The sequence below is a fragment of the Bradyrhizobium yuanmingense genome, from assembly GCF_025200905.1.
Lineage (GTDB): Bacteria > Pseudomonadota > Alphaproteobacteria > Rhizobiales > Xanthobacteraceae > Bradyrhizobium > Bradyrhizobium yuanmingense.
The window spans coordinates 508,663-534,480 of the sequence record NZ_CP104173.1; the positions used below are offsets into that span (position 1 = coordinate 508,663).

Genomic DNA, 25,818 nt, shown 5'->3' on the forward strand with positions numbered 1-25,818 from the left:
GTCGCGACAGGCTGCAAATCAGCTTATCGAACACTCACCTCGTCCTTAGTCCGACAAAACCCGGAGCGATTGCGTAACCATCCATGCCGCGAATGAAGCCACGGTCGCCACAAAGACGATCGTTTGGAGCCGCTCGTCCGCGCGCGACCACCTTCTGATCATCTGCCAGAGATGATGCATGATCAGGTCGCCTGCTTCAACGAACGAGGGACAAAGCGCTGAAGCGACGCCTTTCGGTGAGCTGACGAACTTGGTTGTTCGAGCTGAAGTCGATTTCTCGGGTCGTTGTTGTCATCGACGGGCGACTTGCGCCGACACTGTTGGATTCACGGCCCCGGCTTGCCCTGCAAAGAACGCGGCCAAGGCGCCCAGTAACAATGCCACTGCCGCGAACAATGCACCTTGTGAGACGCGCTTGGCAGCTGTATCCGCCGCCTGCTTTGCCTGCTCCTTCGTCTTGGCTACCGCTTCCTTATATTGCTGTTGGTACTGACTGATCTGCGCCTTTGCTTCGTCTTGAGATATATTCTGAGCCTTGGCTAGAGCCTCGGCCGCCTTGTCGTTAGCCGCTGCCTGCTGAGAAGCGTCACCCGTTAGCGCCGCGCGGACGGCTGTGGCCGCGGCATCACGAAGCGCGGCGGGATCTTGCCCTCCCGAGGCGCCTTTAACTTTGCTTTCGATGGCAGCCATCGGGTCGCTAACATTGTTCAGCGTAGGCGCTGCCGCTTGAACTGCCGTTTGGACCGACCCTCCCAGCGCTTTGCCCGCTCCGCCCAAAGCGGAAGATGCTGTGCTGAGAGCGCCACCAGCCAAGCCGGAAGCGGCGGAAGAAAGCAGATACATCACCGCCAGCGTTGAGACTGCCCATGACATTAATCCATGATAAGCCGTCGTTGAAGCAGACGCCTTGCCAGAAAGCCGACCGGCTATGTAGCCGCCCAGTGCCGCAGCCAGAATGCCGGAAACTATAAACCAGATACCTGCACCAACCGACATCGAGCTTGCGCTGGGCGTGCTACCTTCCCCAACGTCTACCGTGGATAAACCCACGCCAAGGCCGATCATGTTTAGAATAATCTGCATCACAAGCGCGATGGCTGCACCCGAGAAAACCGCGCCCCACGCAACCTGATTCAACATGATTGTGCGAATTTCGTCGGCGGGAACGACATCGCTCGTCTGAGGCGGCGTGCGGTGGCTTGAATGAACCATTTCGGGAGAGTTGGCCATGACGTTGATCCTTGAAGTCTGTTTGATGCCGCAACTTGCTTTTGCGTCCGACGTTCCTAAAATCGCAGACCTCAACTGCAAGCCCTAGCAGCACGGCCACTCAAATGCCCGCTAGCGTGCACCTCCGAACTGTCCCTCCGCCGAGTTCGAGCAGAGCGGCTCTCCGACTGGGGAAGTGAAGGCACAAGACTGCCCTGTTTCATTCACCTCCCAATGAGCGAAGCCGACCGTAGCACGCAGGCGCAAATGTCCGCTCTGGTCAAAAGAGCCGGCTCGAACGACCCTGCGTCACTTCCGGTGTCCCCCCGATCAGCTGACCATATCTGAACCAAACCGAACTTCGCCATCGGGTCACAAGCTGCCGATCACGCCCAAAGGTCCGAGCTTCCGCTTTACTGGTAAGCCGACGTTTATGCGTCCACGTCCTAGGAAACGCCGCCGATCTTCTCGGATACGATCCTGGCCGCGCTGCGCAGCTCCGCGGCGATGGCGCTGGCTTCCGCGGCGGGGATTTGATCCTGCCTCACCAGCGGGACGGTCATCGCGGCCACTGCCCGGCCGGAGACTTCGATGATCGGGCAGCTATAGGCAAGGATGCGCGTATAGCCATCGTCATTGGAGAAGTTTCCACCCTCCGAGGAAATGCGGTCGAGCGCCGCAAGCGCCTTCTTGGTGCTGATCCGGTCATTGGTCGCGATGACCTGCGCCAGCTCCTGGCGCCGGCCCTCGAGCTGAAAGGCCGCCAGAACCTTCGCCGACGCGTATTGCTGGGTGAGCGGAAACACCGCGCCGACCTTGACCGACCAGCCCATCAACCATTCCGGCTCGATCCGGGCGATCACCATGAACTGCTCGCCGTGCAGCACCGTCAAGTGGCAGGACAGTTGGACGCGCGAGGCGAGCTGCTCCATTACCGGCAGCGCCGCCTTCAGCAGCCGCTCGGTCGGCGGGAATTGCGAGGCGATCCGGAACAGCTTCAGCGTCAACGTGTATTCGCCGGTCGCGGGGTCGCGCGCGACATAGCCCCGGCGCTCCAGCGCCACCAGCATCCGGAAGATCTCGCTGACGGAGCGCCCGACGCGTTCGGCAAGCTGCTTCTGGCTCATCCCGCGTGCAGCGCCCGCCAGCGCCTCCAGAAGGTCCAGCCCTTTCTCCAGGGCGGGCGCGCCCGGTTGCGGCTTCTCAGTCATCCTTTGGGCCTTGTTGGAACAGCGCCCGCGAGCACACGGGGGAAATGCAATTCCCGTGTAGCCGATCGCTTGCATGGCGAAAAGTCGATCGCCAGCAAAGCGCCTAGCCGACCCTGACGAGATCATCCACCAGCCGCCGCATCTGAAGATCATGTCCGCCCTCACCGTGCTGCCAGCGGCGTGAGGTCTCGCCCGGAGAAATTCTCCGACTTCGATGCAATCTGCGCGCGCAGATCGAGACGCCGGCGAGGGCTGGGCTACGTCTCCGTCGAGAAAGCCTTCAGTAAGAAGCCGCAGACACGGTGGCAGCCACGGCTGCTGACCAGGAGCGTTTGCTCCGATACCGCCGCCAATTCTGGAATTGACGGAAAGAGTACTCTGTATTATAGAGTTCTCTGAAGTCCGACTGGAACAGATGGTCATGGCGATGCGATTGCTGCGTGGTGCGCTGAGCTTGCTGAAATGGGGCCTCTGCGCGGTCGGCGCCGTGGCGCTGCTTCTGACCGCCTTGATCGCGACGCCGCTGCAGCGGCCAGCCGAGCTGCGCTCGGTCTCGGAGTCCGCCAAGGGCATCGACTGGTCCACGCTTCCGCCGCTCGAGCGCTTTCAGGCCCGCGACGGCACCTGGCTCGGTTTCCGGCACTACGCGCCGAAGGGGACCGCCACCGATCGCGGCGCGATCTTCATCCATGGCTCCTCCGCCTCCTCGGCCACGGTCAATCACGCGCTGACCGCAGCGTTCGCAACGCGCGGGGTCGAGACCTGGGCCCTCGACATCCGCGGCCATGGCGGCTCCGGCACGCGCGGTGATATCGGCTATGTCGGCCAGCTCGAGGACGATCTCATCGATTTCGTCGCGCATGTCCGCAAAAGTGCGCCGGACCTGCCGCTGACCCTGGTCGGCCATTCCGCCGGCGCCGGCTTCTCGCTGCGCGTTGCCGCGACGCCGATCGTGCAGGACATGTTCGTGCGCACCGTGCTGGTCGCGCCCTATCTCGGCTATGACGCGCCGACCAACAAGCCGAATTCCGGCGGCTGGGCCAATCCCGACATTCCGCGGCTCCTGGGCCTTGCGGCGCTGCGCAAGCTCGGCATCGACTGCTGCGCGCAGCTTCCGGTGCTGGCCTTCGCGGTGCCGCCGAATTCGGAGCGCATTTTGACGGCGAGCTATTCCGACCGCCTGATGCGCAATTTCGCAACGCGCGGCTATCGCCTCGATCTGCCGGGCGTAACGCACCCGATGACGATCTTCGGCGGCGCAGAGGACGAGATGATGATCTCGGACAAATATGCCGACACCGTGCAAGCGGTGAAGCCATCGATCGACGTCAGGATCATCGCCGGCGTCAACCACATGGGCATGGTGACGAGCCCGAAGGCGGTCACTGCGATCGCCGAGGACGTCGCAACGCGCGGCATAGCGGGGAGCTGATCATGATAGCGCATTTGACCCCCGCCGGTGCGATCCACGTGGTGCTGGCGCTGATGTGTCTCGTTGCCGGGCTAATTCAGTTTCTGCGGCCGAAGCGCGGTGCAGGCCATCGCGCGCGCGGATACTTCTATGTCTACGCGATGCTGGCCTCCGACGCCGCAACCTTGCTGGTCTACCGGTTCACCGGTCATTTCAACGCGTTCCATGTCGCCGCAATCGTGAACTTCACCCTGATCGTCCTGGCCATCGTGCCGCTGCTGCGAACGCCTCGACCGGCGAACTGGCGAAGGGCTCACTATAATTTCATCGCCTGGTCCTATGTCGCTCCCGTGTCCGCGGCGATCACGAACATCGCGTCACGATTGCTGCCCGTGACGACGCGGGAGCAGGTCGCATTGATCGCACTCGCCGCGTCGCTTGTGACGATGATGGTCGCCTATATTCTGATCCGGAAGCAGCCTCCAGTGGGTGCACCAGCGATGTCCACCGGCCTGGCCGAGCGGAGCGGAGCGCCATCGTGATCGACAGCAAGCAGGCCTCCGAAGCGCTGACCGATATCGAGGACACCGTCCGCCGTGTGCGGCAGTCGCGGATCTACGAGGTCTCCAGCCTCGCCCTGCTGATGTGGGGCGTGCTGGCGTTCGTCGGCAACATTTCGGGCTGGCTCTGGCCGGGCTACGCGCTCTATATCTGGTTCGCCGTGTACGGGGTGTCGGCCGTAGGCCTGATCGCGCTCGGCGCCTATCACCGCGCGAAGAGCCGCATTCGCGTGTTCGACGGGCGCTATTTTCTGACGTTTCTGCTGATCGCCGCCTTTGGCATCTTCGTCTGCTATTTCGGTCAGTTCACGCCGCGCCAGCAGACGGCATTCTGGCCGATCTACATCATGCTGTTCTACATGATGGCCGGGGTGTGGTTCGGCACTGCCTTCCTTGTGATCGGCGCCACCATCGTTGCGTTGACGCTGATCGGCTATTTCTACATCCCCGGCCCATCGCTGCTGTTGTGGATGGCAGCCGTCAATGGCGGCGGGCTGACCCTCGGCGGGCTCTGGATGCGGCGGAGCTAGCAATGGCCGAGCTCGACGACATCATCCATCAGCCGCTGCGCCTGAAGATCATGGCCGCGCTGAACGCGCTGCCTGCGGAGGTGGGGCTGGAATTCGTCCGCCTGAAGAAGCTCACCGGCGCCACCGACGGCAATCTCGGTGCGCACATCGAGACGCTGGCGAAGGCGGGGTATGTGTCGGTGGATAAGGCGTTCGTGGGGAAGAAGCCGCAGACCACGGTGACGGCGACGGCAGCGGGGCGCGGAGCGTTCGCGCGGCATGTGGCGACGCTGCAGGAGATTATTGCGGGGAGGCAGGGCTAGCCTCCGCCGTCATTCCGGGGCGCGCCCTCTTGGGCGCGAGCCCGGATCCATTCCACCGCCGACGCTGCCGCTCGAGGGATTCCGGGTTCGCGCTACGCGCGCCCGGAATGACAGCGGAAGAGCAACGACGGAATCGCGGCGACGGTTGAGATTAGGTGCACTGTCACCGTAACCCAGTCCCGCAATCCTATTTCTTCGGCACGGCAGTGTTTCTTGATGCAGCAACTCCCACCACCTCTTCGATAATTTTCGCGGCAGCGAGAGCGTTTCCGTCGTTGATAGTCGGGGTCGACAGGGTAACCGTTCCGGCAGTTGGCGGCCACAAACGTTCCATTCCCTCTATCTCGAATAGCATCGGAAAAATCGAACTGCAAGACAGAACGAAAACTCTGCCAAAGCAAATGGCGGTCGACTGCGTATTGTAGCGGCGATCATGCGAAGGCTGCTGGCTCGCGTTCAATACGTATGGAAAATGATCAAATCTTGCATTCCATTCCGTTCCATCATAAAGCCCAATGAAGATCTGCCAATTGTCTAGCGGCATCGCCGTTGCGAAAAACTGCTCGCATTCGCTGGCGGAGATTGCTGTAGTTTCCAAATGATCCTGATCACCGATGATGGTTTTCAGTGTAACCCATTTTGCAATCGTTAGTTGCTTTGTGGCGTCAAGGGTTAACTCCTTTCCGGCGATAAGCGCTGTAAGTACAGGCTGCGCTTCGTTTTCAATCCTGTTCATCCATCCGCTGTTGCACGAGCGGCACGCGCAGTTGATTTTTCGATGAATTGTTAAGCCGGTCCTGCGACGCAACTCGTAACCCGGCTGTCCCGGTCGCCCGAGTACTTGCTCGTGGCTGTTCTGTCGAAGATCAAGCTTGAGATGCTTACGCATCCATTTCGGAAAGAGATGCTCCCCGCTGGACCGCGCCGGTTTGTGTCCCGGAGCGGTCGCAAAGAGACACTGACGAGCTGGTTGTTTTTCCTCTTGCACGGCTTCGGCGTTCCTCAATTAGGACGGTGGCTGCACAACTACATTTGATTACGGTGACAGTGCACTAAACGGGGTTCAACTGATGCCTTGCTTTGGAAATGTGTGCACTGTAACCGTAATCCTGTGCCGCTTGAGCCTAACATGGTAGATCCTACGGGGATGAACTCGGGGAGGTTCTTAGGGCATGATACCTGTTGTCGCGCTTGTGGTTTCGTCGTGCTCGCTGCTCATTTCAGCATTTTCGCTGCTCATTTCGGTAGACGCATGGAGACGCACTGCCCGCCCAGTAGTTGCCGTAGCCGTCAAGACACATGCCGGTAGCAATGTCGCCATCCTTTATGACTTGGTCGTCCTCAATTCGGGTACGATGCCCGCGAAGAACATCCGACTGATCGCAGAGCCCATTTCGCTGTCTGCTGCCTTTGGCGCCGATGCGACCCAGGACAACAAGAAGGGTTGGCTTGCCTGCTTTGATATTGTCATCCCTGCTCTGCTCAACAATGAGCGGACTACGTGCTCGTTTGGCACGACAAAGGCCAACGATACAGGCTTTTGGAAACACGGAGCAATTATCGACATTGAAGTCGTGTACGAGGGGCGCTGGCGCACGCACCGCGACAAGCAACAACTTCGCATTCTGGATACGGATAGCTTTACGGGACACCATTGGGCCTAACTGGAGCACATATGCCCACATCAGCTCGTAGGACGGGTTGAGCTCATGCGAAACCCATCTCCGTCATCGCGGCTGTCATCCGACTGCAAATGACGACAAACCGCGGGTGGCGCCGGTCGGCTAGCTTTACGGGTGCTTCGAAAAGCACGTGTGATGGGTTTCGGTAGGCTCAACCCGTCCTACGGGCTGATCTGGTCTCCGGTTCTGACGTAACGTTGCATATGTCGGTCTATCCCTGCGATGTCGCCTGTGGCCTAGTGCCAAAGTTGATTGATCTCTCAGGAACACCTTTTTGCCAAGTGAGAAGAAGAGCCTTCTTGCGACCGCTCTCAGTGTCAAAAACAAGCTCGCTTGGCCGGTACACGACGCCGGTCCAAACCCCATCACGTGTGCCTGCCGTATCAAAGATAAGGTCGCATTCAAGGCCGAGCAAAGAGATGCGAACGCCGCCCATTCTTACAGCATCACTAAGCGTCTGCACTTGCACATGAAAGGCAGTCGTAAGATGTGTCCCTACATTTCCGTTGAAATATAACCCGGCTCGTTCCTCCCATTTTCCTGCGAAGGCATCGATCACCTTCCTCATGTCGATGGAATGGGTGTCACGGATGCTATTTCGGTTGGACGTCCCAACCCCCGAAAAGTAAAAACCGCAGGCGACCTTCAGCATCCAAAGCTCGACCGCAGTTCCACTCGCAAGCCATAGATTTTTCTTGGTCGAGCCAGGCCCAGTTGCTTTGCGCAACATTGCGCTGGTTAGCATGTCAAAGAAACGACCTGCTTCCTGATCCAAAGGAGAGAGCGCTGTGTTGTGTCTCTGGCAAAGGATCTTGGCTGTGAGAGCCTTCACTGGCAGCGCCTTGCTTTCGCCTTCGGCAAGGAACGGAGCGCCCGACAGCTTGACGGCCTTTTCGGATGCAGCAATCTGCTCAAGCACGTTCGCCGAAAGGTAGTGCTCGCGCGAAATATCGAAGGAACAGTTGTTGGTATCTCGCAAATAGCAACCATCATGCGCAAAGTGCGTCTTCGGTCCCGGCGGTTCAATGGGTGGTATCTTCTTGCGAAGTTTCCCATCCGACGAGTCGAAACAACAAGAGGCGATGACCCACCCGCTACTACATGGACAGACCGATGCAGGGGATAGTTTAGTTTTTCTGCGTTGTTGCGCTAGCCAGTCCGAGGCCCAACCTTTCGGCATCTCACCCCCGCTACCAAAGCGTTCCCCGTTGCCCGTCAGCTAAGTTATGGTGACGCGCCTTTCAAAGCCAGACCGCTCCCCGTGCTCAATCGCCACTCGCGACCAAGCTGCTGCGCAAGATGGACAATGATCCGTCGACCATTCATTTGGCACGCTAAGCTATCTTAGATCAGATTCTTGTTCTTTTCTCACCCGAAGGGAAGGCGCGCCTCGGAACGGCGCAAAGTTCGCCGCCCGCCCCCTTGAGCCCCACCCGGATTCGTGCGACCTCCGCCCCCAGCAAAACCCCTCATTCCTGAGCCTTCGATGCACATTCTCCTGCTTGGTTCCGGCGGCCGCGAACATGCCCTGGCGTGGAAGATCGCGGCCTCTCCCCTGGTGACCAAATTCTGGTGCGCGCCCGGCAATGCCGGCATCGCCAGGGAGGCGGAATGCGTGGCGCTCGATGTCGCCGACCATGCCGCGGTGATCGACTTCTGCAAGAAGAACGTGGTCGAGCTCGTGGTGGTCGGGCCGGAGACGCCGCTCGCGGCCGGCATCGTCGATGATCTCACCGCCGCCGGCATCAAGGCGTTCGGGCCGAGCAAGGTGGCGGCCCAGCTCGAAAGCTCCAAGGGCTTCACCAAGGCGCTGTGCACCGAGTTCGGCATTCCGACCGGCGCCTACCAGCGCTTCACCAGTGCCGATGACGCGCGCGCCTATGTGCAGAGCCAGGGCGCGCCGATCGTGGTCAAGGCCGACGGTCTTGCCGCCGGCAAGGGCGTCGTCGTCGCAAAAACCGTGCGCGAGGCCGAGGACGCCATCGCCATGATGTTCGAGGGCGCCTTCGGCGAGGCCGGCGCCGAGGTCGTGATCGAGGAGTTTTTGCCCGGCCGCGAGATCAGCTTCTTTGCGCTTTGCGACGGTGAGACGGCGATTCCGCTCGCCTCCGCCCAGGACCACAAGCGCGTGTTCGACCACGACGTCGGCCCGAACACCGGCGGCATGGGCGCCTATTCGCCGACGCCGCTGGTCACGCCTGCCATCCACGACGCGATCATGGCCAGGATCATCCTGCCGACTGTGGCAGGCATGAAGCAGCGCGGCACGCCGTTCCGCGGCGTGCTCTATGCCGGCATCATGCTGACGACGCAGGGGCCAAAGCTGTTCGAGTTCAACGTCCGCTTCGGCGATCCCGAGTGCCAGGTCTTGATGCTGCGCATGATGAGCGACATCGTGCCGGCGCTGCTCGCCGCCTGCGACGGGGAGCTGAAGCATTTCGACCTGCGCTGGCACAAGGAATCCGCGCTGACCGTGGTGATGGCGGCGAAGGGCTATCCCGGCGACTACCAGAAGGGCACGCGCATCCAGGGGCTGGAAGAGGCTGCCAAGGTCGACAATGTCGAGATCTTCCACGCCGGCACGGTGGCCAAGGACGGCGCGGTCCTCGCCAATGGCGGCCGCGTGCTCAATGTCTGCGCGCTAGGGGCGACCGTGACGGAAGCGCAGGCGCGCGCCTATCAAGCCGTCGACCGCATCGACTGGCCGGACGGCTTCTGCCGCCGCGACATCGGCTGGCAGGCGGTGGAGGCGGAAAAGGCCAAAAATTAGCGTGTCATTGCGGACGGCGCCCCCAAAAGCGCCGGTCCGGAATCGCGACGTTCGCGTCACCGCGCCGCCACATCTACACTCCAGAATATGCAATCGTCAGTTGGGGTTAGTTGCCCCGACGATAATACCGGTACTGTGCATGGGGTTGTTTTCGACACCTTTTGTCGAGCGGCCCCGCCACCGGCCAACAAGGATGCAACAAGATGTCCGATCTCGCCGACCTCTATCCGGGCTTCGCCGCCGAATGGATCGATACCTCGTTCGGCCGCATCTTCGCCCGCGTCGGCGGCAAGGGCCCGCCGCTGCTGCTCCTGCACGGCTTCTCCGAGACCCACGTGATGTGGCACCAGGTGGCGCCTGAACTCGCCGAGCACTTCACGCTGATCATCGCCGACCTGCCGGGCTACGGCTGGTCCGACATGCCCGCGAGCGATGCGCTGCACATCCCCTACTCTAAGCGCGCCATGGCGAAAGCCATGGTCGAGGTGATGGAGCGCCTCGGCCACGTGCATTTCGCGCTCGCCGGCCACGACCGCGGCGGCCGCGTGTCGTATCGGCTGGCGCTCGACCATCCCGGCCGGCTGTCGAAGCTCGCCGTGCTCGATATCCTGCCGACCTATAATTACTGGGAGCGGATGAACCGCGCCTATGCCTTGAAGATCTATCACTGGACCTTCCTGGCGCAGCCCTATCCGCTGCCGGAGACGCTGATCGCAGGCCAAGGCGAGTTCTTCCTGCGCTTCAAGATGGCGAGCCAGACCAGGTCGAAGACGCTCGATGCCATCGACCCGCGCGCGCTCGAGCACTACCTCGCCCCGTTCCGCGATCCCGCCCGCATCCACGCGATGTGCGAGGATTACCGCGCCGGCGCCTATTTCGACTACGACCTCGACAAGGCCGATTTCGAGGCCGGCAAGAAGATCACGATTCCGATGCTGGCGCTGTGGGGCAATGCCGGCATCGCCCAGGCCGCCGCGACGCCGCTCGACACGTGGAAGCAATGGGCCACGAACGCCTCCGGCATGCCGGTGGATTCCGGCCACTTCCTCACGGAGGAGAATCCCGATGTGACAGCGAGGGCGCTGCGCGAGTTCTTCTTGGCCTGACGATCTTGTAGCCCGGATGGAGCGCAGCGAAATCCGGGATTCTCTCCTCGCCGCGGCACTGTCCCGGATTGCGCTTCGCTCCATCCGGGCTACGCGACTCCGACCTACCGCCGCTCCCGAAAGAACTCCTTCAGCAGCCGCGCCGCCTCGCTCTCGCCGACGCCGGAATAGACGTCCGGCGCGTGGTGACAGGTCGGCGAGGCAAAGAACCGCACGCCTGACTCCACCGCGCCGCCCTTGGGGTCGGCCGCGCCGTAATAGAGCCGTCTCACCCTTGCAAACGAGATCGCGCCCGCACACATGGTGCAGGGCTCCAGCGTCACGTAGAGGTCGCAGTCGACCAGCCGCTCGCTGCCAATCTTCGCGGCGGCCGCGCGCAGCGCGATGATCTCGGCATGAGCGGTCGGATCATGGTCGGTCAGCGTCCGGTTGGCGCCGGTGGCGATCACCTCGTGATCGCGGACCACCACGCATCCAACAGGAACTTCGCCCGCTTTTCCGGCATTTTCGGCCGCCAGAAGCGCCAAATCCATGAAAGAAGGGGCTTTCATGCCTCGTATCATCGCCAGAAACCTGCTACTAGCTCCGCCTTCAGCAAGAGTGGATACCGATTTTGCCTGAGCATGCGGCTCGCAGCGAGCGCGCACAATGCTCGCGCCACCCCTTAAGTGAGATTAGTCATGCCTCGCGACAGCGACAAAGACAACGATTCCCGCGGCCGGCGAGGCCCGGCCAAGGGCCGTAGCGGCAAGCCGCGCGGGCCAGAGAAGAAATTCGCCAAGCGCGGCTTCGAGGGCAAGGGCGAGGGTAAGCGCGAGCGCGACAGCCGCCCGCCCCGTGGCGACCGCGACAGCCGCCCATTCCGCCCCCGCGAGGAGGGTGACGCACCGCGCCGCGATTTCAGTGACCGTCCCCGCTTCAAGCGCGACGACCGCGGCAGTGAAGGCCGCGGCGAGCGCAGCTTCAAGCCGCGCGGCGATCGCCCGTCCTTTGGCCGCGGCGATCGTCCGCCCCGCAGGGATCGCGACGATGCACGCTCGGCCGGCCGCTCCAGCGACAGGAAGTTCGGCGACAAGAAACCCTACGCGCCGCGCGGCGACCGTCCAGAGCGCAAGTTCGACGGCGAACGGAAATTTTCGCGGGGCGGGCCGGATCGCCAACGCGACCGTGGGGATCGCGGGCCGCGCGAGGATCGTGGCGAACGCAGCTTCAAGCCGCGCGGCGACCGCCCGAATTTCGATCGCGGTGATCGCGCACCGCGCGGGGATCGCCCGCGCAAGAGCTTCGACAAGGATTTCGGCGGCCGCGATCGCGGCGACGAGAAGCCCTGGCGTCAGCGCGACGAGCGCCGTGGGGGCGGTCGTGACGATGAACGTCCGCGTTTCTCTCGCTCGCGCGACGACCGCGCATCCGGTGACCGCCCGTTCCGCGAGCGGCCGAAATTCGATCGGCCCCGTGACCGCGACAGCGAACGCGGTGACCGTCCGAAATTCGATCGCCCACGCCAGCGCCCCGAAGGCCGCATGGACTGGCAGGAGCATCCCCGCAACGAGGGCCGCTTCCGCGACCGTCCGCGCCGCGACAACGAGGACGACAGCAGGATCTTCGAGAAGCGTCCCGCCTTCGGCGGCCGCGGCGCTTATCGCGAGCGCGATCGTGATTTCGAGGGCCGGCCGCGCCGCGACGACGCGCCGAAGCCGAAGAAGGCCGGCGAGCGCATCGCCAAGGTGCTGGCCCGCGCCGGGCTTGCCTCGCGCCGCGATGCCGAGGAGATGGTCACGCAGGGCCGCGTCACCGTCAACGGCCGCGTGATCAATTCGCCGGCGCTCGACGTCACCAAGAACGACGTCGTCATGGTCGACGGCAAGCCGTTGCCGGAGCGCGAGCGCACGCGGCTTTTCCTCTACCACAAGCCGCGCGGGCTGATGACGACGCATGACGACCCCGAGGGCCGTCCGACCGTGTTCGACAATCTGCCCGAAGGCCTGCCGCGCCTGATCAGCGTCGGCCGGCTCGACTTCAACACCGAGGGCTTGCTGCTGCTCACCAACGATGGCGGCCTCGCGCGCACGCTCGAGCTGCCCGACACCGGCTGGCTGCGCCGCTACCGCGTCCGCGCCCATGGCGACGTCACCCAGGCGCAGCTCGACCAGCTCAAGAACGGCATCGAGATCGAGGGCGTCAAGTATGGTCCGATCGAGGCCACGCTGGAGCGCGACCAGGGCGCCAATGTCTGGCTGGTGTTCGCGATCCGCGAGGGCAAGAACCGCGAGGTGCGCAATGTCTGCGCCCATCTCGGCCTCGAGGTGAATCGGCTGATCCGCGTCTCCTACGGCCCGTTCCAGCTCGGCGAGATTCCGGAAGGCCAGGTCGAGGAGATCCGCGCGCGCGTGCTGCGCGAGCAGCTCGGCGACAAGGTGATCGAGAAGTCGGGCGCGCAGTTCGACGCGCCCTCGAAGTCATCTTCGCGCGTCGACGACGCGACCAGCGAGAAGAAGCCCGCCAGCAAGCGCGCGGTGATCAGCGACCGCAAGGGTCGCCGCGTACTGGTGCAGCGCACCGGCAGCGAGGAGGCGCGCGAGCGCAACGAGATGGAGGCGAGCGGCTACGGCCCGCCGCGCCGTCCCAAGCGCGGCTATCACGGCAAGCGTGACCTGACGCCGCGGGAGGATTGACGTTGCGCGTCGTCGGCGGTCGTTTGAAGGGGCGCAATCTCGCCTCACCGTCTTCGCGTGACATCCGCCCGACGGCGGACCGGTTGCGCGAGTCCGTGTTCAACATCCTCGTTCACGCCTATGACGATCCGATTGCGGATGCGCGCGTGCTCGATCTCTTCGCCGGCACCGGCGCGCTCGGCATCGAGGCGGCCTCGCGCGGGGCGAAGTTCACGCTGTTCGTGGACAACGGCGCGGAGGCGCGTGCGCTGTTGCGCAACAATGTCGAGGCGCTCGGCCTCGGCGGCGTCACCAAGGTGTATCGCCGCGATGCGACCGATCTCGGCCCCGCGCATCCCGTCGAGCCGTTCTCGCTGGTGTTCCTCGATCCGCCCTATGGCAAGGGCTTTGCCGAGAAGGCGCTCGCGAGCCTTCGCGACGGCGGCTGGCTCACGCCCGGCGCGCTGCTCGTGGTGGAAGAGGCGAAGGCCGCGCAGTTCGTGACGCCTGAAGGTTTCGAGGAGCTGGAGCGGCGCGCCTATGACGACACGGAGTTTGTGTTCTTGCGTAGGGCGGATTAGCAAAGCGTAATCCGCCACTGTCTCTCACTGCGGACGCAGAAGAGGTGGATTACGCCTTCGGCTAATCCACCCTACGGCACCGTCACCGCCGCCCGAACAGCTTCTCCACGTCGCTCAGCTTCAGCTCGACATAGGTCGGCCGGCCGTGATTGCACTGGCCGGAGTTCGGCGTGTCCTCCATCTCGCGGAGCAGCGCGTTCATCTCCTCCGGCCGCAGCCGGCGGCCGGCGCGCACCGAGCCGTGGCAGGCCATGGTGGCGGCGACGTGCATCAGGCGGCGTTCGAGCGGCAGCGCCTCGTCCCATTCGGCCATGTGCTCGGAAAGATCGCGCAACAGGCCGCCGGCATTGGTCTTGCCGAGCAGCGACGGCGTCTCGCGCACCGCGACCGCGCCGGGGCCGAAGGATTCGATGGCAAGGCCGAACGATGCCAGCTCCTCGCTGCGCTCCAGCAGGCGCTCCACAGTGGCCTCATCCATCTCGACGATCTCGGGGATCAGCAGGATCTGCCGCTGCACGCCGTTGGCGGCGAGCGAGGCCTTCAGCCGCTCGTAGACGATGCGCTCATGCGCGGCGTGCTGGTCGACGATGATCAGGCCGTCGCGGGTCTGCGAGACGATGTAGGTCTCGTGGATCTGCGTGCGCGCCGCGCCGAGCGGGCGATCGACGAGATCGCCGGCGGGTTGGCTCTCGATCCGCACGTCAGCACTGGGCGCGCCGACGTCGAAGGCAGCCTGCGCACGCTCGGCGAAGGCGGGCGCGGCGGCGCCTTCGAACGACGGCATCGGCGCCACCGGGGCGGCTGGCGAGGCGCGCCAGTCCCAGCTTGCCGGACGTGGCGGCGTGAAGGCTGGGCGGAACGAGGACAGCGCGCTCTCGCCGCTATTGGCGGCGGTGCGGCGGCCCTCGCGCGCCAGCGCTTCCTTCAAGCCATGCACGATCAGCGCGCGGACGAGGCCGGCATTGCGGAAGCGCACCTCGGTCTTGGCCGGATGCACATTGGCATCGACCTCGCGCGGATCGAGCGTGACGAACAGCGCAAGCACCGGATGGCGGTCGCGCGGCAGATAGTCGGAATAGGCCGCGCGCACGGCGCCGAGAATGAGCTTGTCGCGCACCGGCCGGCCGTTGACGAAGAGATATTGGCCGAGTGCGTTGGCCTTGGTCAGCGCGGGAGCCGCAGCATAGCCGGCGACCACGACGCCCTCGCGCTCGGCATGGACCTCGATGGCGTGGCTGCGGAACTCGGCGCCGAGGATGTCGCCAAGCCGAGTCAGCCGTCCGGCCGCGCCGGGCAGCGCCGCGGTCCAGGTCACCGGTGCGCGCTCCTCGCCGGCGAGCGTGAAGGCGATGTCGGGCCGCGCCATCGCGAGGCGCCGTACCACTTCGCGGATGGCTTCCGCTTCGGTGCGGTCAGTTTTCAGAAACTTGAGCCGCGCCGGCGTCGCGTAGAAGAGGTCGCCAACCTCGACGCGCGTGCCATGCGCCAGCGCCGCCGGCATGATCCCGGACTTCTCGCCGCCCTCGACCGACAACGCCCAGGCGTGCGGCTCGCTGGCGTGCCGCGTGGTGATGGAGAGGCGCGCCACCGAGCCGATTGAGGGCAGGGCCTCGCCGCGAAACCCGAGGGTGCGGATCTGCAGCAGGTCCTCGTCGTCGAGCTTGGAGGTGGCATGGCGCTCGACGGCGAGCGCAAGGTCTTTTGCGATCATGCCGCTGCCGTCGTCGGTGATGCCGATTCGCCGCCGCCCGCCGCCGTCGGTGAAGACGTCGATGCGGCTCGCGCCGGCATCGATAGCGTTCTCGACCAGCTCCTTGACCACGCTCGCCGGACGTTCGACCACCTCGCCGGCGGCGATGCGGTTGACGACCTGTTCTGGCAGCTGGCGGACGGGCATGAGGCTCACTCGGCGAATATTCTCAAGTCTAATGCCGCGCAGCGACAAATGCATGGGTCAGGTCGAGCTTCCCACACCCGAAATGGGGGACATTTTCGGCGCGCGTCGTCCGTCGGGAATGCTTGGCATGTTCCGCGCCGCCGCATATGAGGAGCACAATTCCGCGAAAGCGCCGCGAAAACCCTAAACGATCACCACACGACGCGGCTTGCATCACACCGCGCCGTTCGAACTCTCTTCGCGATGAACCGGTCCGGTGCAGGCGAACGGTGCAGAAGGCAGCCGAACGGTTCATCGCGACATTCCAGGAGAAATGGATGAAGTTGGTGAAGACCTCTGCGATCGCTTGCGCTCTCGCGGCCCTCGTTGCAACGCCCGTTCTCGCCCAAGGCACCTCGTCTGGGACGAGGCCTGGCGGCACCGTACAAAGCAAGCCCATGCAAGGCGGCGCGTCAGGCAGCGAGGATGAGGATCTCGGTGCACAGCAGGGCGCAGCCGGCGAGAAGGTCGGCATGAAGTCGGGCAAAGGCACGAAGGGGTCCGTCGGGACCACCGGCAGCGCGACGCGCAAGGGCACCGCAGACGATGCGGCGACCGGCGGTGCTGCCGCCGGCAAGCGCTACTGACGCCAGCTCGCGAACGGCAAATCTCCGGTCGCTCGCGCGACCGGAGGTTTTTCGCATCAATCGTCGAAGCTCCGGCCGCGGCCGGCCTTGATGTCGCTGCGGCGTTTCTTGCCCTCGAGCCGGCGCTGCTTGGAGGCGAAGGTCGGCCGCGTCGCACGGCGAGGCGTCGGCCGGACCATGGCCTCCTTGAGGATCTCGACGAGACGGTCGATGGCATCCTGACGGTTGCGCTCCTGAGTGCGAAAGCGCTGAGCGTGGATCACGATCACGCCGTCCTTGGTCATGCGCTGGCCGGCAATGCGGGCAAGGCGCAGCGCCGCGTCCTCGGGCAAGGTCAGCTTGCGCGTGTCGAAGCGCAGCTGCGCGGAGGTCGCGACCTTGTTGACGTTCTGCCCGCCCGGGCCGGAGGCGCGGACAAAGCCGATCTCGATGTCGTCCTCGTCGATGACGAGATCGCGGGATATCCGCAGCATGCTGGCACCATTCGTGATGTCAGGACATACCGCGGACATCCGTCGTCAGCAATGGCGCTGCCGTGAAACGCAAATGGCCGGAAACGTCGAGAAAAGAGATCAGTTCGACTTCGTCGCCGGTGCAGCCGCCGGTTGCACGGCGGCCTGCGGGGCCCGGCCGACGACGACGGTCAGCAGCCCCTGGCCCCAGAGCCGCTTGGCGGCCGCCTTGGCATCGTCCAGCGTCACGGCGTCGACGATGGCGTTGCGCTTCTCGATATAGTCGATCGGCAGCTTGTCTTGCTGATATTGCAGCAGCGCCTGTGCCAGCTTGGACGAGGTGTCGAGCGCCAGCATCTGCGAGCCCTTGAGATAGGACTTGGCCTCATCGAGCTCCTTCTGCGTCGGGCCCTCCTCGGCGATGCGGCGCACCTCCTGTTCGATGGCCTCGATGGTGTCGCCGGCGCGGTCGGCGCGGGTGCCGGTATTGCCGATGAAAATCGCCGAGTGCTGCATCCAGAGCAGCGACTCGTACACCGAATAGGCCAGTCCGCGCTTCTCGCGCACCTCGCGATAGAGCCGGGACGATAGGCCGCCGCCGCCGAGGATGTGGTTGACGACGTAGGCCGCCATGAAGCTCGGATCACTCCGCTTCACGCCGGGTCCGCCGAAGGTGATCACCGTCTGCGGCACGTCGAGGGTCACGAAGGCGCGTTGCGGCGGCTTTGCAGCCTCGACGTCGGGAACTGGCGTCAGATTGGCTTTGGCGGGCAGGCTGCCGAAGGTGTGGTCGAGCAGCTTTCCGAGCGTAGCCGGATCGACGTCGCCGACGACCGCAATCTTGAGGCCATCCCTGGCGAGGACACGGCCGACATAATTCCTCAGGTCGGCAATTGTGATGGTCGGCACGCTGTCGAGGTTGCCGTTGCTCTGCCGGCTGTAGGGGTGATCGCCGAACGCGAGCTCCAGAAACTTGCGGCTCGCCAGCGAGGTCGGATTGGTGGTCTCGCGGCGCAGGCCCGAGATGACCTGCGAGCGGATGCGTTCGACGTCGGCCGTGTCGAAATGCGGCGAGGTCAGCGCCATCCTGAGCAGGTCGAAGGCCTCGTCCTTGTTGTCGCGCAGCATGCGAAGGCTGCCCCGGAGGGTGTCGCGGGTGGCGTTGAAGGACAGCTCGATGGCGCGGCGGTCGAGCCGTTCATGGAACGTCTTGGAATCGAGATCGCCTGAGCCTTCGTCGAGGAGAGAGCCGACCAGATTGGCAACGCCCGGCTTGTCCTTGGGGTCCTCCGCCGAGCCCCCGGCGAAGGAATATTCCATGGCAATCAGCGGCACGGTTGCGTCCTGCACGAACCAGGCTTCGATGCCGCCCGGCGAGATCAGGTGCTGGATCTTTGCGGCGGCCTGCGACGGCGAGACCGCAGAGAATGCGAGGACCGCGCCGGCGGCAACGGAGAATGCAATGCGGCGAACGAAGGAATAGGTCACGAGCGCTTCTCCTCGCGCTTGGCGGTTGCAGTGTCCTTGATCAGGTAGCCCGTCACCGAGCGCTTCTTCTCGAGCCATTTCTGCGCAACGGCGCGAACCTGCTCGGCGGTGACGGCGCGGATGCGATCGGGCCAGCTCCTGATGTCCTCGATCGACAGGCCGGTGGTCAGCGCGCCGCCGTACCAGCGCGCCAGCACAGCCTGGTTGTCCTGGGCGTAGATCGCTTCGGCAATGAGCTGGGTTTTGACCCGCTCCAGATCCTCGGCGCGGATCGGGTTCTGCGCGACGTTGGCGAGGACCCCGTCGACCGCCTGCTCGACCTCCGAAAAACTGACGCCGGGTTTCGGTGCAGCCGAGATCGCGAACTGGGTCGGGTCGAGCGAGATGCTCGAATAGCTGGCGCTGGCGGAGACCGCGAGCGGCTTGTCGACCACGAGGGCACGGTAGAGATAGGAATTGCTGCCGCTGCCGATCAGCTGCGCCAGCACATCGAGGGCCGCGCTCTCGCCGGCCGCGGCCGTGGTCGCCGAGGGCACGAGATAATAGCGCCGCATGTTCGGCTGCTCGACGCGCGGGTCGGCCAGCGTGACGGTGCGCGGGGCGGCGGGCTCCGGCTCCTGCGGACGAACGCGCCGCGCCGGGATCGCGGGCTGCGCGGGGATCGAGCCGAAATTGCGCTCGACCAGCGGGCGGATTTCGGCGGCGTCGACGTCGCCGGCGATCACCAGGATCGCGTTGTTCGGCGCGTAGAAGCGACGATAGAAGGCGAGCGCATCCTCGCGATCGAGCTTCTCGATCTCCTGATGCCAGCCGATCACCGGCCGCCCGTAGGGATGGTTGAGATAGAGCGCGGCCATGATCTGCTCGTTCAACCGCGCATCCGGATTGTTGGCGACGCGCATGTTGTACTCTTCGAGCACGACGTCGCGCTCGGGCAGCACGTTCTCGTCCTTGAGGACGAGGCCTGTCATGCGGTCGGCCTCGAACTCCATCATGGTCGGCAGCTGCTCTTTCGGCACGCGCTGATAGTAGTTGGTGTAGTCGACCGAGGTCGAAGCGTTCTCGTTGCCGCCGACACGCAGCACGGTCTGGGAGAATTCGCCTGCCGGATGCTTCGCGGTGCCCTTGAACATCAGGTGCTCGAGGAAGTGCGCGAGGCCGGACTTGCCGGGCGTCTCATCGGCCGAGCCGACTTTGTACCAGATCATCTCGGTGACAACGGGGGTGCGGCGGTCCGGGATCACCACGACCTGCATGCCGTTGGCGAGCGTGAAGCTGGCGGGCGGAGCCGATGTCACCGTGGTCTGGGCAAGGGCGGCGCCGGCCGAAAGGACACTCGTCGAAAGCAGCGCGGCAAGGAGGCAGGCAGCCGATCGGTAAGAGGACATCATGATCCCTGGTTGTGAGGTGCCGAGCCCGGATCTCCGGCTCGGAGGGCACGGCAGGCTACACCGTGCGGCTGAGGCTTCGCGTCACGAAGCAGAGAACTCAACGCTTAGGCAAGTTACTGATAAGCAATTTTGAACGAGGTGGGCGGACATGCGCCGCCCGACCCTCGCTTCGCGTGGGTCAGAATGTCGCGACAGGACAGGAACGCTATTGTTCCTTTTCCTTGCCGGATCGGACGTCGAAATAGGTCCGCTTCGAATTATCCGGGCCGGCGCCGTAGGCGTAGTTCGGCGACGGCGTCTGATATCCCGGCGGCGGCTCCACCAGCGATTGGCGTGGCGGTTCCGACGTAAACTGCTTGGACTCGGGCCCGTTCCCTTTGAAGAGTTTCCACAGCCCTCCGGTATATCCGAGTTCGGCAGGGCTCATCGTCGGATTGGCCACGTTGGTGCCCGGCTGGACCGGGTCATTGCCGGTCTTTTCGGCGGCGGCCGTCCTATGGGCGTTCAACTCGGCGGGCGACAGCGGCTGGGCGTTCTTCCAGTACTCCGTTGCCTTGTTACCGGACTTCTTCCGCTGGGCGATGGCCTCCTTGCGGCGCTTCTCGTCGGGGTCCTTCGGCCAGTTCGGCGCAGCCGCGGCTTCGGCGGCGGCAGGCGGCGGCAGGTCGAGCTTGGGCGGCACGACCAGCGGCGAACGCTCGCGGTATTCGATGCCGGGTTTTTCCATGCTCCGGGCGCCAAGGCCGGTCATCAGGTTGTCGATGAGCTTCTCTTCGAAGGTCATGTCGTCGTCGTCGTCATCGTCGGCAGCACGGGCGCCACCGGTCGACATGACGAGGCCGATGCCGAGCGCGACGGCGGCCAATTTCAGTGCCCGCCAGCCCCCCGATTGGGAGCCCCGAACCATCGAACCGCTGGTCTTCGAGCTGCGCATCACCGTACCTGTTTCATATTGTAGCAGATTGCCGCCCACACGCGGCTTGACCCTTGCAAAAGCCGGGTTCCAGCTGCCGGTCCGTATCGGCCGGGATCAGGGCGCTTTTGCGGCGGGTACCCCCAGGAAGGAATCATACAATAGCGCTGCCACCCCAGCAACGATGGCCACGTCCGCGAGGTTAAACACATACCAATTATAGGTATTTCCGGCGATCTCGATGTGGAACAGGGCGAAATCCACCACCGCGCCATAGGCCAGGCGGTCGATGCCGTTGCCGATGGCGCCGCCGATGATCAGACCGAGCGCGACGGTCGCGAGCATGGTGTGCGAGCGGGCCATCCAGATCGCCAGCGCAACCACCGCGATCACTTTGACGGCCATCAGCGCGAGCTGCGCGGCCTGGCTGTCGTTCTGGAGCCAGCCGAAGCTGATGCCGATATTCCAGGCCAGCACCAGGTCGAAGAACGGCGTCACCCGCACTGCGCCGCGACGGGCGAGGTCGAACACGTTCAACAGCCAGAGCTTCGAGGCCTGGTCGGCCACGAGCGTGACCATGGCCGCGAGGATGCCGGCGCGGAGCGGGGTCATGGCGGACCGATCAGATGCTCACCCCCAGCGCCTTCCATTCGCGCAGCGCCTTGGCGTCGCGCGGGGTGACGTCGGGGTATTCGGCGTCTTCGCCGACCATCGGCGAGATCTTCCAGGAGCGGGCGCATTTGGTGCCGACCGCCTTCTCCACCACGACCGCGACGCCGGGGACGGCATCGAGGCGGAACGCCGAGGCCGGCGCCTCGCCCTCCCGCACCTCGTAGTTCGAGGTGATGCAGACTTCAGCCAGATCGATGTCGAACAAGGTCGCCAGCATGGCGCGATCGGCGACATAGATTACCGGCGATGCCTCGAGCGAGGAGCCGATGTTCTTGGCGGCGCGTTCCAGCTCGAGTGCGCCGGTGACGACGCGACGCACGTTGCGGATCGTCTCCCATTTCGCGGCGAGCTTGTCGTCGCGCAAGGCTTCGAGATCGGTCGGGAACAGCGTCAGGTGCACGGACGGTTCGGCGTCGGGCCGGTACATGCGCCACGCCTCCTCCGCAGTGAAGCTGAGGATCGGAGCCAGCCATTTCAGGATCGAAGCGCACAACAGGTCGATGGTCGTCAGCGCCGCCTTGCGCGTCAGTGACGAGGGCGGATCGCAATACAGCGTATCCTTGCGGATGTCGAAGTAGAAGGCGGAGAGCTCGCTGTTCAGGAAGGCCGACAGGATCGCGACCACGGTCTTGTAGTCGAACTCCCGGTAGGCCTTGCCGATCGCGGCGGCGCGACCTGAGAGCTCGTGCAGCATCAAGCGCTCGAGCTCGGGCATCTCGGCCGGCGCGATTGCATCGGCCGGCTTGTAATGATGTAGCGTCCCCAGCATCCAGCGCACGGTGTTGCGCAGCTTGCGATAAGTCTCGACGGTGTTCTTCAGGATCTCGGGGCCGATGCGCTGGTCGTCGGTATAGTCGCTCGACGCGACCCAGAGCCTTAAGATGTCGGCGCCAGATTCCTTGATGACGGCCTGCGGCTCGATGGTGTTGCCGAGCGACTTCGACATCTTGCGGCCGTCCTCGGCCTGGGTGAAGCCGTGGGTCAGCACGATGTCGTAAGGCGCGCGGCCACGCGTGCCGCAGCTTTCCAGCAGCGAGGAGTGGAACCAGCCGCGATGCTGGTCCGAGCCTTCCAGATACATCACCGTGTCGGCGCCGCCGTCGACCTTGCGCTTGATGCCGGCGAGCCCGGGAAACTGCACGGGATCTTCGAGCACGAAAGCGTGGGTGGAGCCGGAATCGAACCAAACGTCGAGAATGTCGTCGACCTTCTGCCAGTCTTCGTTCGCGCGGGGCCCGAGGAAGCGCTCGCGCGCGCCGGTCGCGTACCAGGCGTCGGCGCCCTCCTTCTCGAAGGCTTCACCGATGCGCGCATTGACGGCCTCGTCCTGGAGGATCTCGGCGGAGCCGTCGCCCTTCTCGCGCACGAACACGGCGATCGGCACCCCCCAGGCGCGCTGGCGCGAGATCACCCAGTCGGGGCGTGCCTCGATCATGCCGTTGATGCGGTTCTCGCCGGACGGCGGCACCCATTGCGTCACCGAGATCGCCTGCAGCGCGCGGGCGCGCAGCGTGTCGCCGCTCTTCGTCTTGCCGCCCACCGCGATGTCCTTGTCCATCGCAATGAACCATTGCGGTGTGTTGCGGAAGATCACCGGCTTCTTGGAGCGCCAGGAGTGCGGATATTGATGCTTCAGCCGGCCGCGGGCGAGCAGCATGCCTTTCTCGACGAGCGCCTTGATCACGGCCTCGTTGGCATCGCCCTTCTCGCCCTTGTCGGTGATGACGCGCTTGCCGGCAAAGCCCGGCGCATGATCGGTGTAGGCGCCGTTCTCGTCGACGGTGTAGGGGATGGCGGTGTTGATGCCGCGCGCGTCGAGATCGCGCGCCTCTGCCATCCAGACATCGAAGTCCTCGCGGCCATGGCCGGGCGCCGTGTGCACGAAGCCGGTGCCGGTGTCGTCGGTGACATGGTCGCCAGGCAGCAGCGGCACGATGAAGTCGTAGCCACCGCCGACGCCCTTGAGCGGATGGGCACACTCGATCGCGTCCATGGTGTCGCCGGGGACGTCGCGGACCTTCTCATAAGCCGTCACGCGCGCCTGCTTGAAGACGTCTTGCGCGAGCGCATCGGCGAGGATGAGGAGGTCGCCGTTCCTGGCCCAATTGTCGGCGGGGGCGTCCGTCACCTTGTAGAGGCCATAAGCGATCTTCGGCGAGAACGAGATGGCGCGATTGCCCGGCAGCGTCCAGGGCGTGGTGGTCCAGATCACGACGCTCGCCGAGGCGAGCGCACCGTGCGCGGGCGAGGTCACCGGGAATTTCACCCAGACCGTATCGGACGTGTGGTCCTCGTACTCCACCTCGGCTTCGGCCAGCGCGGTCTTCTCGACCACGCTCCACATCACCGGCTTGGAGCCGCGATAGAGCGTGCCGTTTGCGGCAAACTTCATCAGCTCGCGCGCGATCTGGGCTTCGGCCGGATAGCTCATGGTGGCGTAGGGATGGTCCCAATCGCCGATCACGCCGAGGCGCTTGAACTCCTCGCGCTGCACGCCGAGCCAGTGCGTGGCATAGGCGCGGCACTCCCGACGGAAATCGATCATCGCGGCGCTGTCGCGGAAGTCGGGCTTCTGCTTGCCCTTCTTGCGATAATGCTCCTCCTCGACCTTCCACTCGATCGGCAGGCCGTGGCAGTCCCAGCCCGGCACGTAGTTGGAATCGAAGCCGAGCATCTGCTGGCTCTTGGTGACGAGATCCTTCAGGATCTTGTTCAGCGCCGTGCCGATATGGATGTTGCCGTTGGCGTAGGGCGGGCCGTCATGCAACACGAACTTGGCGCGGCCCTTCGCACTCTGGCGCAGCTTCTCGTAGAGGCCGATCTCGTACCAGCGCTTGAGGATCTCCGGCTCGCGCTGCGGCAGCCCGGCGCGCATCGGGAATTCGGTCTGCGGCAGGAACAGGGTCTTCGAATAGTCCTTGGCTTCAGACTTTTGGGACTTTTGCGGCTTTTCGGACATGAGGCTGACTGGCTCGGAAGGGCGCGGGAACGGATGGCGATGCAAAATCGCGGGTGAAACGACGAAATCCCGGTCTTGCGCCGAGCCTTCAGGCTCAGGCGGAAGCCGGGCCGCTAATCCCTATGATGCGCCGCGCAAACATGGGCTCTCCATAGCAGGGGGGCGGAGGAAGCGCAAAGGTCCGGGGGCCCGGTTTCGCCTCTCAATCGATCACGCCCAGGCGCGGAAACGCGTCCGGGGCGGCGGCGAGCATGGCGCGGGCGCGGGCGGAATCGTCGTCCATCTGGTGAATCAGGGCCTCTAGACCATCGAATTTCAGCTCATCGCGGATGAAGCCGATGAAGGCGCAGTCGAGCGCCTGCCCGTAGAGGTCGCCCTTGAAGTCGAACAGGAAGATTTCGAGCAGCGGGGCGCCATTGTCGAAGGTCGGGCGACGGCCGAAGCTGGCCACGCCATCCAGACGCACCTGAGCCTTTCCCTGGCCGCGGCCGACCCGGACCGCGTAGATGCCGTGCTTGAGGCCGCAATTGGCGTCCAGGCGGATGTTGGCGGTGGGATAGCCGAGCTCGCGGCCGCGCTTCTCGCCGTGGATGACCTCGCCGGTGATGAACCAGGGCGCGCCCAGCATGGTCGTGGCCTCGTCGAGCTGGCCCTCGGCGAGGGCGATCCGGATCGCGCTGGAGGAGACCGGCCGCTCGTCGATATCGACATGCGGCTGGACGTCGACTTCGATGCCGAGCCGGGGCGCCTCGTTGACCAAGAGGCTCGGGGAGCCGACCCGTCCCTTGCCGAAATGGAAGTCGTAGCCGACCGCGATGCCGCTGACGCCGAGCCGCCCGATCAGGTCATGGTGAATGAAATCTTGCGCGCTGGTTCCGGCACGGGCCTTGTCAAAGGTCATGACCACGGCGCCGGCAAGCCCGGTACCGGCCAGAAGCCGCAGTTTGGCCCGCTCGTCTGTCAGGCGGAATTGCGGGGTGTTGGGGCTGAAAAACCGCCGCGGATGCGGCTCGAAGGTCAAGGCCAGCGCAGGCCGGCCATGCGCCCTGCCCATCTCCAGGGCAGCCGCGATGACGGCGCGATGGCCGAGATGCACGCCGTCGAAATTGCCCATGGCAACCACGGCGCCCCTCGGAATCGCGGAATCCGGCGTTGTATCGCGGATGACGGTAAAAGGCGGAGCCATCAGGGGAATTCTCGAACCGGGCAGGACCGGCCCGGACCGTGGCGCGACCGGCACCGCGAAGTCAAGCGGCGGGGCGGGCAGACATTGAACACGATTTCAAGCCTTCGGAGCTGACCGCAGTTAACGCGCTGTTTAAGGCCTTGGTGCTAGTCCTTGAGGCGTGGAACTGCCGGGCGCCGGCCTGGCAGGTCCGATCGTAATATTCCTGGGTTTGCGTT

At 64.4% G+C, this 25,818-nt stretch carries 23 protein-coding genes; 10 read left to right on the forward strand and 13 right to left on the reverse strand.

Annotated features, from left to right (window positions below; all coding sequences use genetic code 11):
* Positions 1 to 291: 291 nt before the first annotated feature.
* Positions 292 to 1,230, reverse strand: coding sequence for a PhnA-like protein (locus N2605_RS02425; protein ID WP_260345706.1), 939 nt, complete (start codon positions 1,228 to 1,230; stop codon positions 292 to 294).
* Between the two features lie 425 nt (positions 1,231 to 1,655).
* Positions 1,656 to 2,420 carry an IclR family transcriptional regulator gene (locus N2605_RS02430; protein ID WP_260345707.1) on the reverse strand — a complete coding sequence of 255 codons (765 nt, stop codon included), beginning with the start codon at positions 2,418 to 2,420 and terminating at the stop codon, positions 1,656 to 1,658.
* A gap of 421 nt (positions 2,421 to 2,841) precedes the next feature.
* On the opposite strand from N2605_RS02430, the gene N2605_RS02435 reads away from it, so the two are divergent.
* From N2605_RS02435 to N2605_RS02450, 4 genes are read left to right on the forward strand one after another with little or no spacing between them, the layout of a single operon-like run.
* Positions 2,842 to 3,852, forward strand: a complete 1,011-nt coding sequence (locus N2605_RS02435; protein ID WP_260345708.1) for an alpha/beta hydrolase — start codon at positions 2,842 to 2,844, stop codon at positions 3,850 to 3,852.
* Positions 3,853 to 3,854: 2 nt separating this feature from the next.
* On the forward strand, positions 3,855 to 4,373 hold the full coding sequence (locus N2605_RS02440; protein ID WP_260345709.1) for a DUF2306 domain-containing protein: 519 nt from the start codon (positions 3,855 to 3,857) through the stop codon (positions 4,371 to 4,373).
* Entirely contained in the window at positions 4,370 to 4,921 is a 552-nt protein-coding gene (locus N2605_RS02445) for a hypothetical protein (RefSeq protein WP_260345710.1), read from the forward strand. Before N2605_RS02440 ends, N2605_RS02445 begins: the two co-directional genes overlap by 4 nt.
* A 2-nt stretch (positions 4,922 to 4,923) precedes the next feature.
* Positions 4,924 to 5,223 (forward strand): winged helix-turn-helix domain-containing protein, encoded by a 300-nt coding sequence (locus tag N2605_RS02450; protein WP_260345711.1) that lies wholly within the window; start codon positions 4,924 to 4,926, stop codon positions 5,221 to 5,223.
* Between the two features lie 187 nt (positions 5,224 to 5,410).
* Here N2605_RS02450 and N2605_RS02455 read toward each other — a convergent pair whose 3' ends face one another.
* Complete coding sequence (locus tag N2605_RS02455) at positions 5,411 to 5,959, reverse strand: hypothetical protein (protein WP_260345712.1); 549 nt, start codon at positions 5,957 to 5,959, stop codon at positions 5,411 to 5,413.
* Positions 5,960 to 6,395: 436 nt separating this feature from the next.
* On the opposite strand from N2605_RS02455, the gene N2605_RS02460 reads away from it, so the two are divergent.
* The gene (locus N2605_RS02460) at positions 6,396 to 6,887 is read left to right on the forward strand and encodes a hypothetical protein (protein ID WP_260345713.1); all 492 of its coding nucleotides are present in this window, start codon (positions 6,396 to 6,398) and stop codon (positions 6,885 to 6,887) included.
* A gap of 229 nt (positions 6,888 to 7,116) precedes the next feature.
* Here N2605_RS02460 and N2605_RS02465 read toward each other — a convergent pair whose 3' ends face one another.
* On the reverse strand, positions 7,117 to 7,884 hold the full coding sequence (locus N2605_RS02465; RefSeq protein WP_260345714.1) for a hypothetical protein: 768 nt from the start codon (positions 7,882 to 7,884) through the stop codon (positions 7,117 to 7,119).
* A gap of 507 nt (positions 7,885 to 8,391) precedes the next feature.
* On the opposite strand from N2605_RS02465, the gene purD reads away from it, so the two are divergent.
* Both purD and N2605_RS02475 read left to right on the forward strand, forming a co-directional pair.
* On the forward strand, positions 8,392 to 9,675 hold the full coding sequence (gene purD, locus N2605_RS02470) for a phosphoribosylamine--glycine ligase (RefSeq protein ID WP_260345715.1): 1,284 nt from the start codon (positions 8,392 to 8,394) through the stop codon (positions 9,673 to 9,675).
* 203 nt (positions 9,676 to 9,878) lie between these two features.
* Positions 9,879 to 10,781 (forward strand): alpha/beta fold hydrolase, encoded by a 903-nt coding sequence (locus N2605_RS02475; RefSeq protein WP_225172178.1) that lies wholly within the window; start codon positions 9,879 to 9,881, stop codon positions 10,779 to 10,781.
* Positions 10,782 to 10,885: 104 nt separating this feature from the next.
* Here the strand turns inward: N2605_RS02475 and tadA are convergent, their stop codons facing one another.
* Complete coding sequence (tadA, locus tag N2605_RS02480) at positions 10,886 to 11,344, reverse strand: tRNA adenosine(34) deaminase TadA (RefSeq protein WP_036009245.1); 459 nt, start codon at positions 11,342 to 11,344, stop codon at positions 10,886 to 10,888.
* A gap of 117 nt (positions 11,345 to 11,461) precedes the next feature.
* On the opposite strand from tadA, the gene N2605_RS02485 reads away from it, so the two are divergent.
* Both N2605_RS02485 and rsmD read left to right on the forward strand, forming a co-directional pair.
* Complete coding sequence (locus tag N2605_RS02485; protein ID WP_260345716.1) at positions 11,462 to 13,456, forward strand: pseudouridine synthase; 1,995 nt, start codon at positions 11,462 to 11,464, stop codon at positions 13,454 to 13,456.
* Positions 13,457 to 13,458: 2 nt separating this feature from the next.
* Complete coding sequence (gene rsmD / locus N2605_RS02490; RefSeq protein ID WP_225147360.1) at positions 13,459 to 14,016, forward strand: 16S rRNA (guanine(966)-N(2))-methyltransferase RsmD; 558 nt, start codon at positions 13,459 to 13,461, stop codon at positions 14,014 to 14,016.
* An 82-nt stretch (positions 14,017 to 14,098) separates the two neighbouring features.
* Here the strand turns inward: rsmD and mutL are convergent, their stop codons facing one another.
* Entirely contained in the window at positions 14,099 to 15,913 is a 1,815-nt protein-coding gene (gene mutL, locus N2605_RS02495) for a DNA mismatch repair endonuclease MutL (RefSeq protein ID WP_225147361.1), read from the reverse strand.
* A 317-nt stretch (positions 15,914 to 16,230) separates the two neighbouring features.
* Here mutL and N2605_RS02500 point away from each other — a divergent pair, with 317 nt between their 5' ends.
* Complete coding sequence (locus N2605_RS02500; RefSeq protein WP_036027161.1) at positions 16,231 to 16,539, forward strand: hypothetical protein; 309 nt, start codon at positions 16,231 to 16,233, stop codon at positions 16,537 to 16,539.
* 56 nt (positions 16,540 to 16,595) lie between these two features.
* Here the strand turns inward: N2605_RS02500 and arfB are convergent, their stop codons facing one another.
* The 7 genes from arfB to N2605_RS02535 all read right to left on the reverse strand — a co-directional run bounded on the left by arfB (position 16,596) and on the right by N2605_RS02535 (position 25,600).
* Entirely contained in the window at positions 16,596 to 17,012 is a 417-nt protein-coding gene (gene arfB / locus N2605_RS02505) for an alternative ribosome rescue aminoacyl-tRNA hydrolase ArfB (RefSeq protein ID WP_027575820.1), read from the reverse strand.
* Between the two features lie 99 nt (positions 17,013 to 17,111).
* Positions 17,112 to 18,479 carry a M16 family metallopeptidase gene (locus tag N2605_RS02510; RefSeq protein ID WP_036009252.1) on the reverse strand — a complete coding sequence of 456 codons (1,368 nt, stop codon included), beginning with the start codon at positions 18,477 to 18,479 and terminating at the stop codon, positions 17,112 to 17,114.
* Complete coding sequence (locus N2605_RS02515; protein WP_370057809.1) at positions 18,476 to 19,870, reverse strand: M16 family metallopeptidase; 1,395 nt, start codon at positions 19,868 to 19,870, stop codon at positions 18,476 to 18,478. The genes N2605_RS02510 and N2605_RS02515 overlap by 4 nt, the downstream gene beginning before the upstream one ends.
* Before the next feature lie 205 nt (positions 19,871 to 20,075).
* Positions 20,076 to 20,804, reverse strand: coding sequence for a hypothetical protein (locus N2605_RS02520; RefSeq protein ID WP_057027658.1), 729 nt, complete (start codon positions 20,802 to 20,804; stop codon positions 20,076 to 20,078).
* A 96-nt stretch (positions 20,805 to 20,900) separates the two neighbouring features.
* Complete coding sequence (gene lspA, locus N2605_RS02525) at positions 20,901 to 21,395, reverse strand: signal peptidase II (RefSeq protein ID WP_036027098.1); 495 nt, start codon at positions 21,393 to 21,395, stop codon at positions 20,901 to 20,903.
* A 10-nt stretch (positions 21,396 to 21,405) separates the two neighbouring features.
* Positions 21,406 to 24,414 carry an isoleucine--tRNA ligase gene (ileS, locus tag N2605_RS02530; protein ID WP_260345717.1) on the reverse strand — a complete coding sequence of 1,003 codons (3,009 nt, stop codon included), beginning with the start codon at positions 24,412 to 24,414 and terminating at the stop codon, positions 21,406 to 21,408.
* Positions 24,415 to 24,616: 202 nt separating this feature from the next.
* Entirely contained in the window at positions 24,617 to 25,600 is a 984-nt protein-coding gene (locus N2605_RS02535; protein ID WP_057027661.1) for a bifunctional riboflavin kinase/FAD synthetase, read from the reverse strand.
* Between the last annotated feature and the right edge of the window lie 218 nt (positions 25,601 to 25,818).

What these genes read in the sequence shown, in the direction of transcription:
- N2605_RS02425 (WP_260345706.1), bottom strand. Translation starts at nt 1,230, where the DNA reads ATGGCCAACTCTCCCGAAATGGTTCATTCAAGCCACCGCACGCCGCCT.
- N2605_RS02430 (WP_260345707.1), bottom strand. Translation starts at nt 2,420, where the DNA reads ATGACTGAGAAGCCGCAACCGGGCGCGCCCGCCCTGGAGAAAGGGCTG.
- N2605_RS02435 (WP_260345708.1), top strand. Translation starts at nt 2,842, where the DNA reads ATGGCGATGCGATTGCTGCGTGGTGCGCTGAGCTTGCTGAAATGGGGC.
- N2605_RS02440 (WP_260345709.1), top strand. Translation starts at nt 3,855, where the DNA reads ATGATAGCGCATTTGACCCCCGCCGGTGCGATCCACGTGGTGCTGGCG.
- N2605_RS02450 (WP_260345711.1), top strand. Translation starts at nt 4,924, where the DNA reads ATGGCCGAGCTCGACGACATCATCCATCAGCCGCTGCGCCTGAAGATC.
- N2605_RS02455 (WP_260345712.1), bottom strand. Translation starts at nt 5,959, where the DNA reads ATGAACAGGATTGAAAACGAAGCGCAGCCTGTACTTACAGCGCTTATC.
- N2605_RS02460 (WP_260345713.1), top strand. Translation starts at nt 6,396, where the DNA reads ATGATACCTGTTGTCGCGCTTGTGGTTTCGTCGTGCTCGCTGCTCATT.
- purD (WP_260345715.1), top strand. Translation starts at nt 8,392, where the DNA reads ATGCACATTCTCCTGCTTGGTTCCGGCGGCCGCGAACATGCCCTGGCG.
- N2605_RS02475 (WP_225172178.1), top strand. Translation starts at nt 9,879, where the DNA reads ATGTCCGATCTCGCCGACCTCTATCCGGGCTTCGCCGCCGAATGGATC.
- tadA (WP_036009245.1), bottom strand. Translation starts at nt 11,344, where the DNA reads ATGATACGAGGCATGAAAGCCCCTTCTTTCATGGATTTGGCGCTTCTG.
- N2605_RS02485 (WP_260345716.1), top strand. Translation starts at nt 11,462, where the DNA reads ATGCCTCGCGACAGCGACAAAGACAACGATTCCCGCGGCCGGCGAGGC.
- mutL (WP_225147361.1), bottom strand. Translation starts at nt 15,913, where the DNA reads ATGCCCGTCCGCCAGCTGCCAGAACAGGTCGTCAACCGCATCGCCGCC.
- N2605_RS02500 (WP_036027161.1), top strand. Translation starts at nt 16,231, where the DNA reads ATGAAGTTGGTGAAGACCTCTGCGATCGCTTGCGCTCTCGCGGCCCTC.
- arfB (WP_027575820.1), bottom strand. Translation starts at nt 17,012, where the DNA reads ATGCTGCGGATATCCCGCGATCTCGTCATCGACGAGGACGACATCGAG.
- N2605_RS02515 (WP_370057809.1), bottom strand. Translation starts at nt 19,870, where the DNA reads ATGATGTCCTCTTACCGATCGGCTGCCTGCCTCCTTGCCGCGCTGCTT.
- N2605_RS02520 (WP_057027658.1), bottom strand. Translation starts at nt 20,804, where the DNA reads ATGCGCAGCTCGAAGACCAGCGGTTCGATGGTTCGGGGCTCCCAATCG.
- lspA (WP_036027098.1), bottom strand. Translation starts at nt 21,395, where the DNA reads ATGACCCCGCTCCGCGCCGGCATCCTCGCGGCCATGGTCACGCTCGTG.
- ileS (WP_260345717.1), bottom strand. Translation starts at nt 24,414, where the DNA reads ATGTCCGAAAAGCCGCAAAAGTCCCAAAAGTCTGAAGCCAAGGACTAT.
- N2605_RS02535 (WP_057027661.1), bottom strand. Translation starts at nt 25,600, where the DNA reads ATGGCTCCGCCTTTTACCGTCATCCGCGATACAACGCCGGATTCCGCG.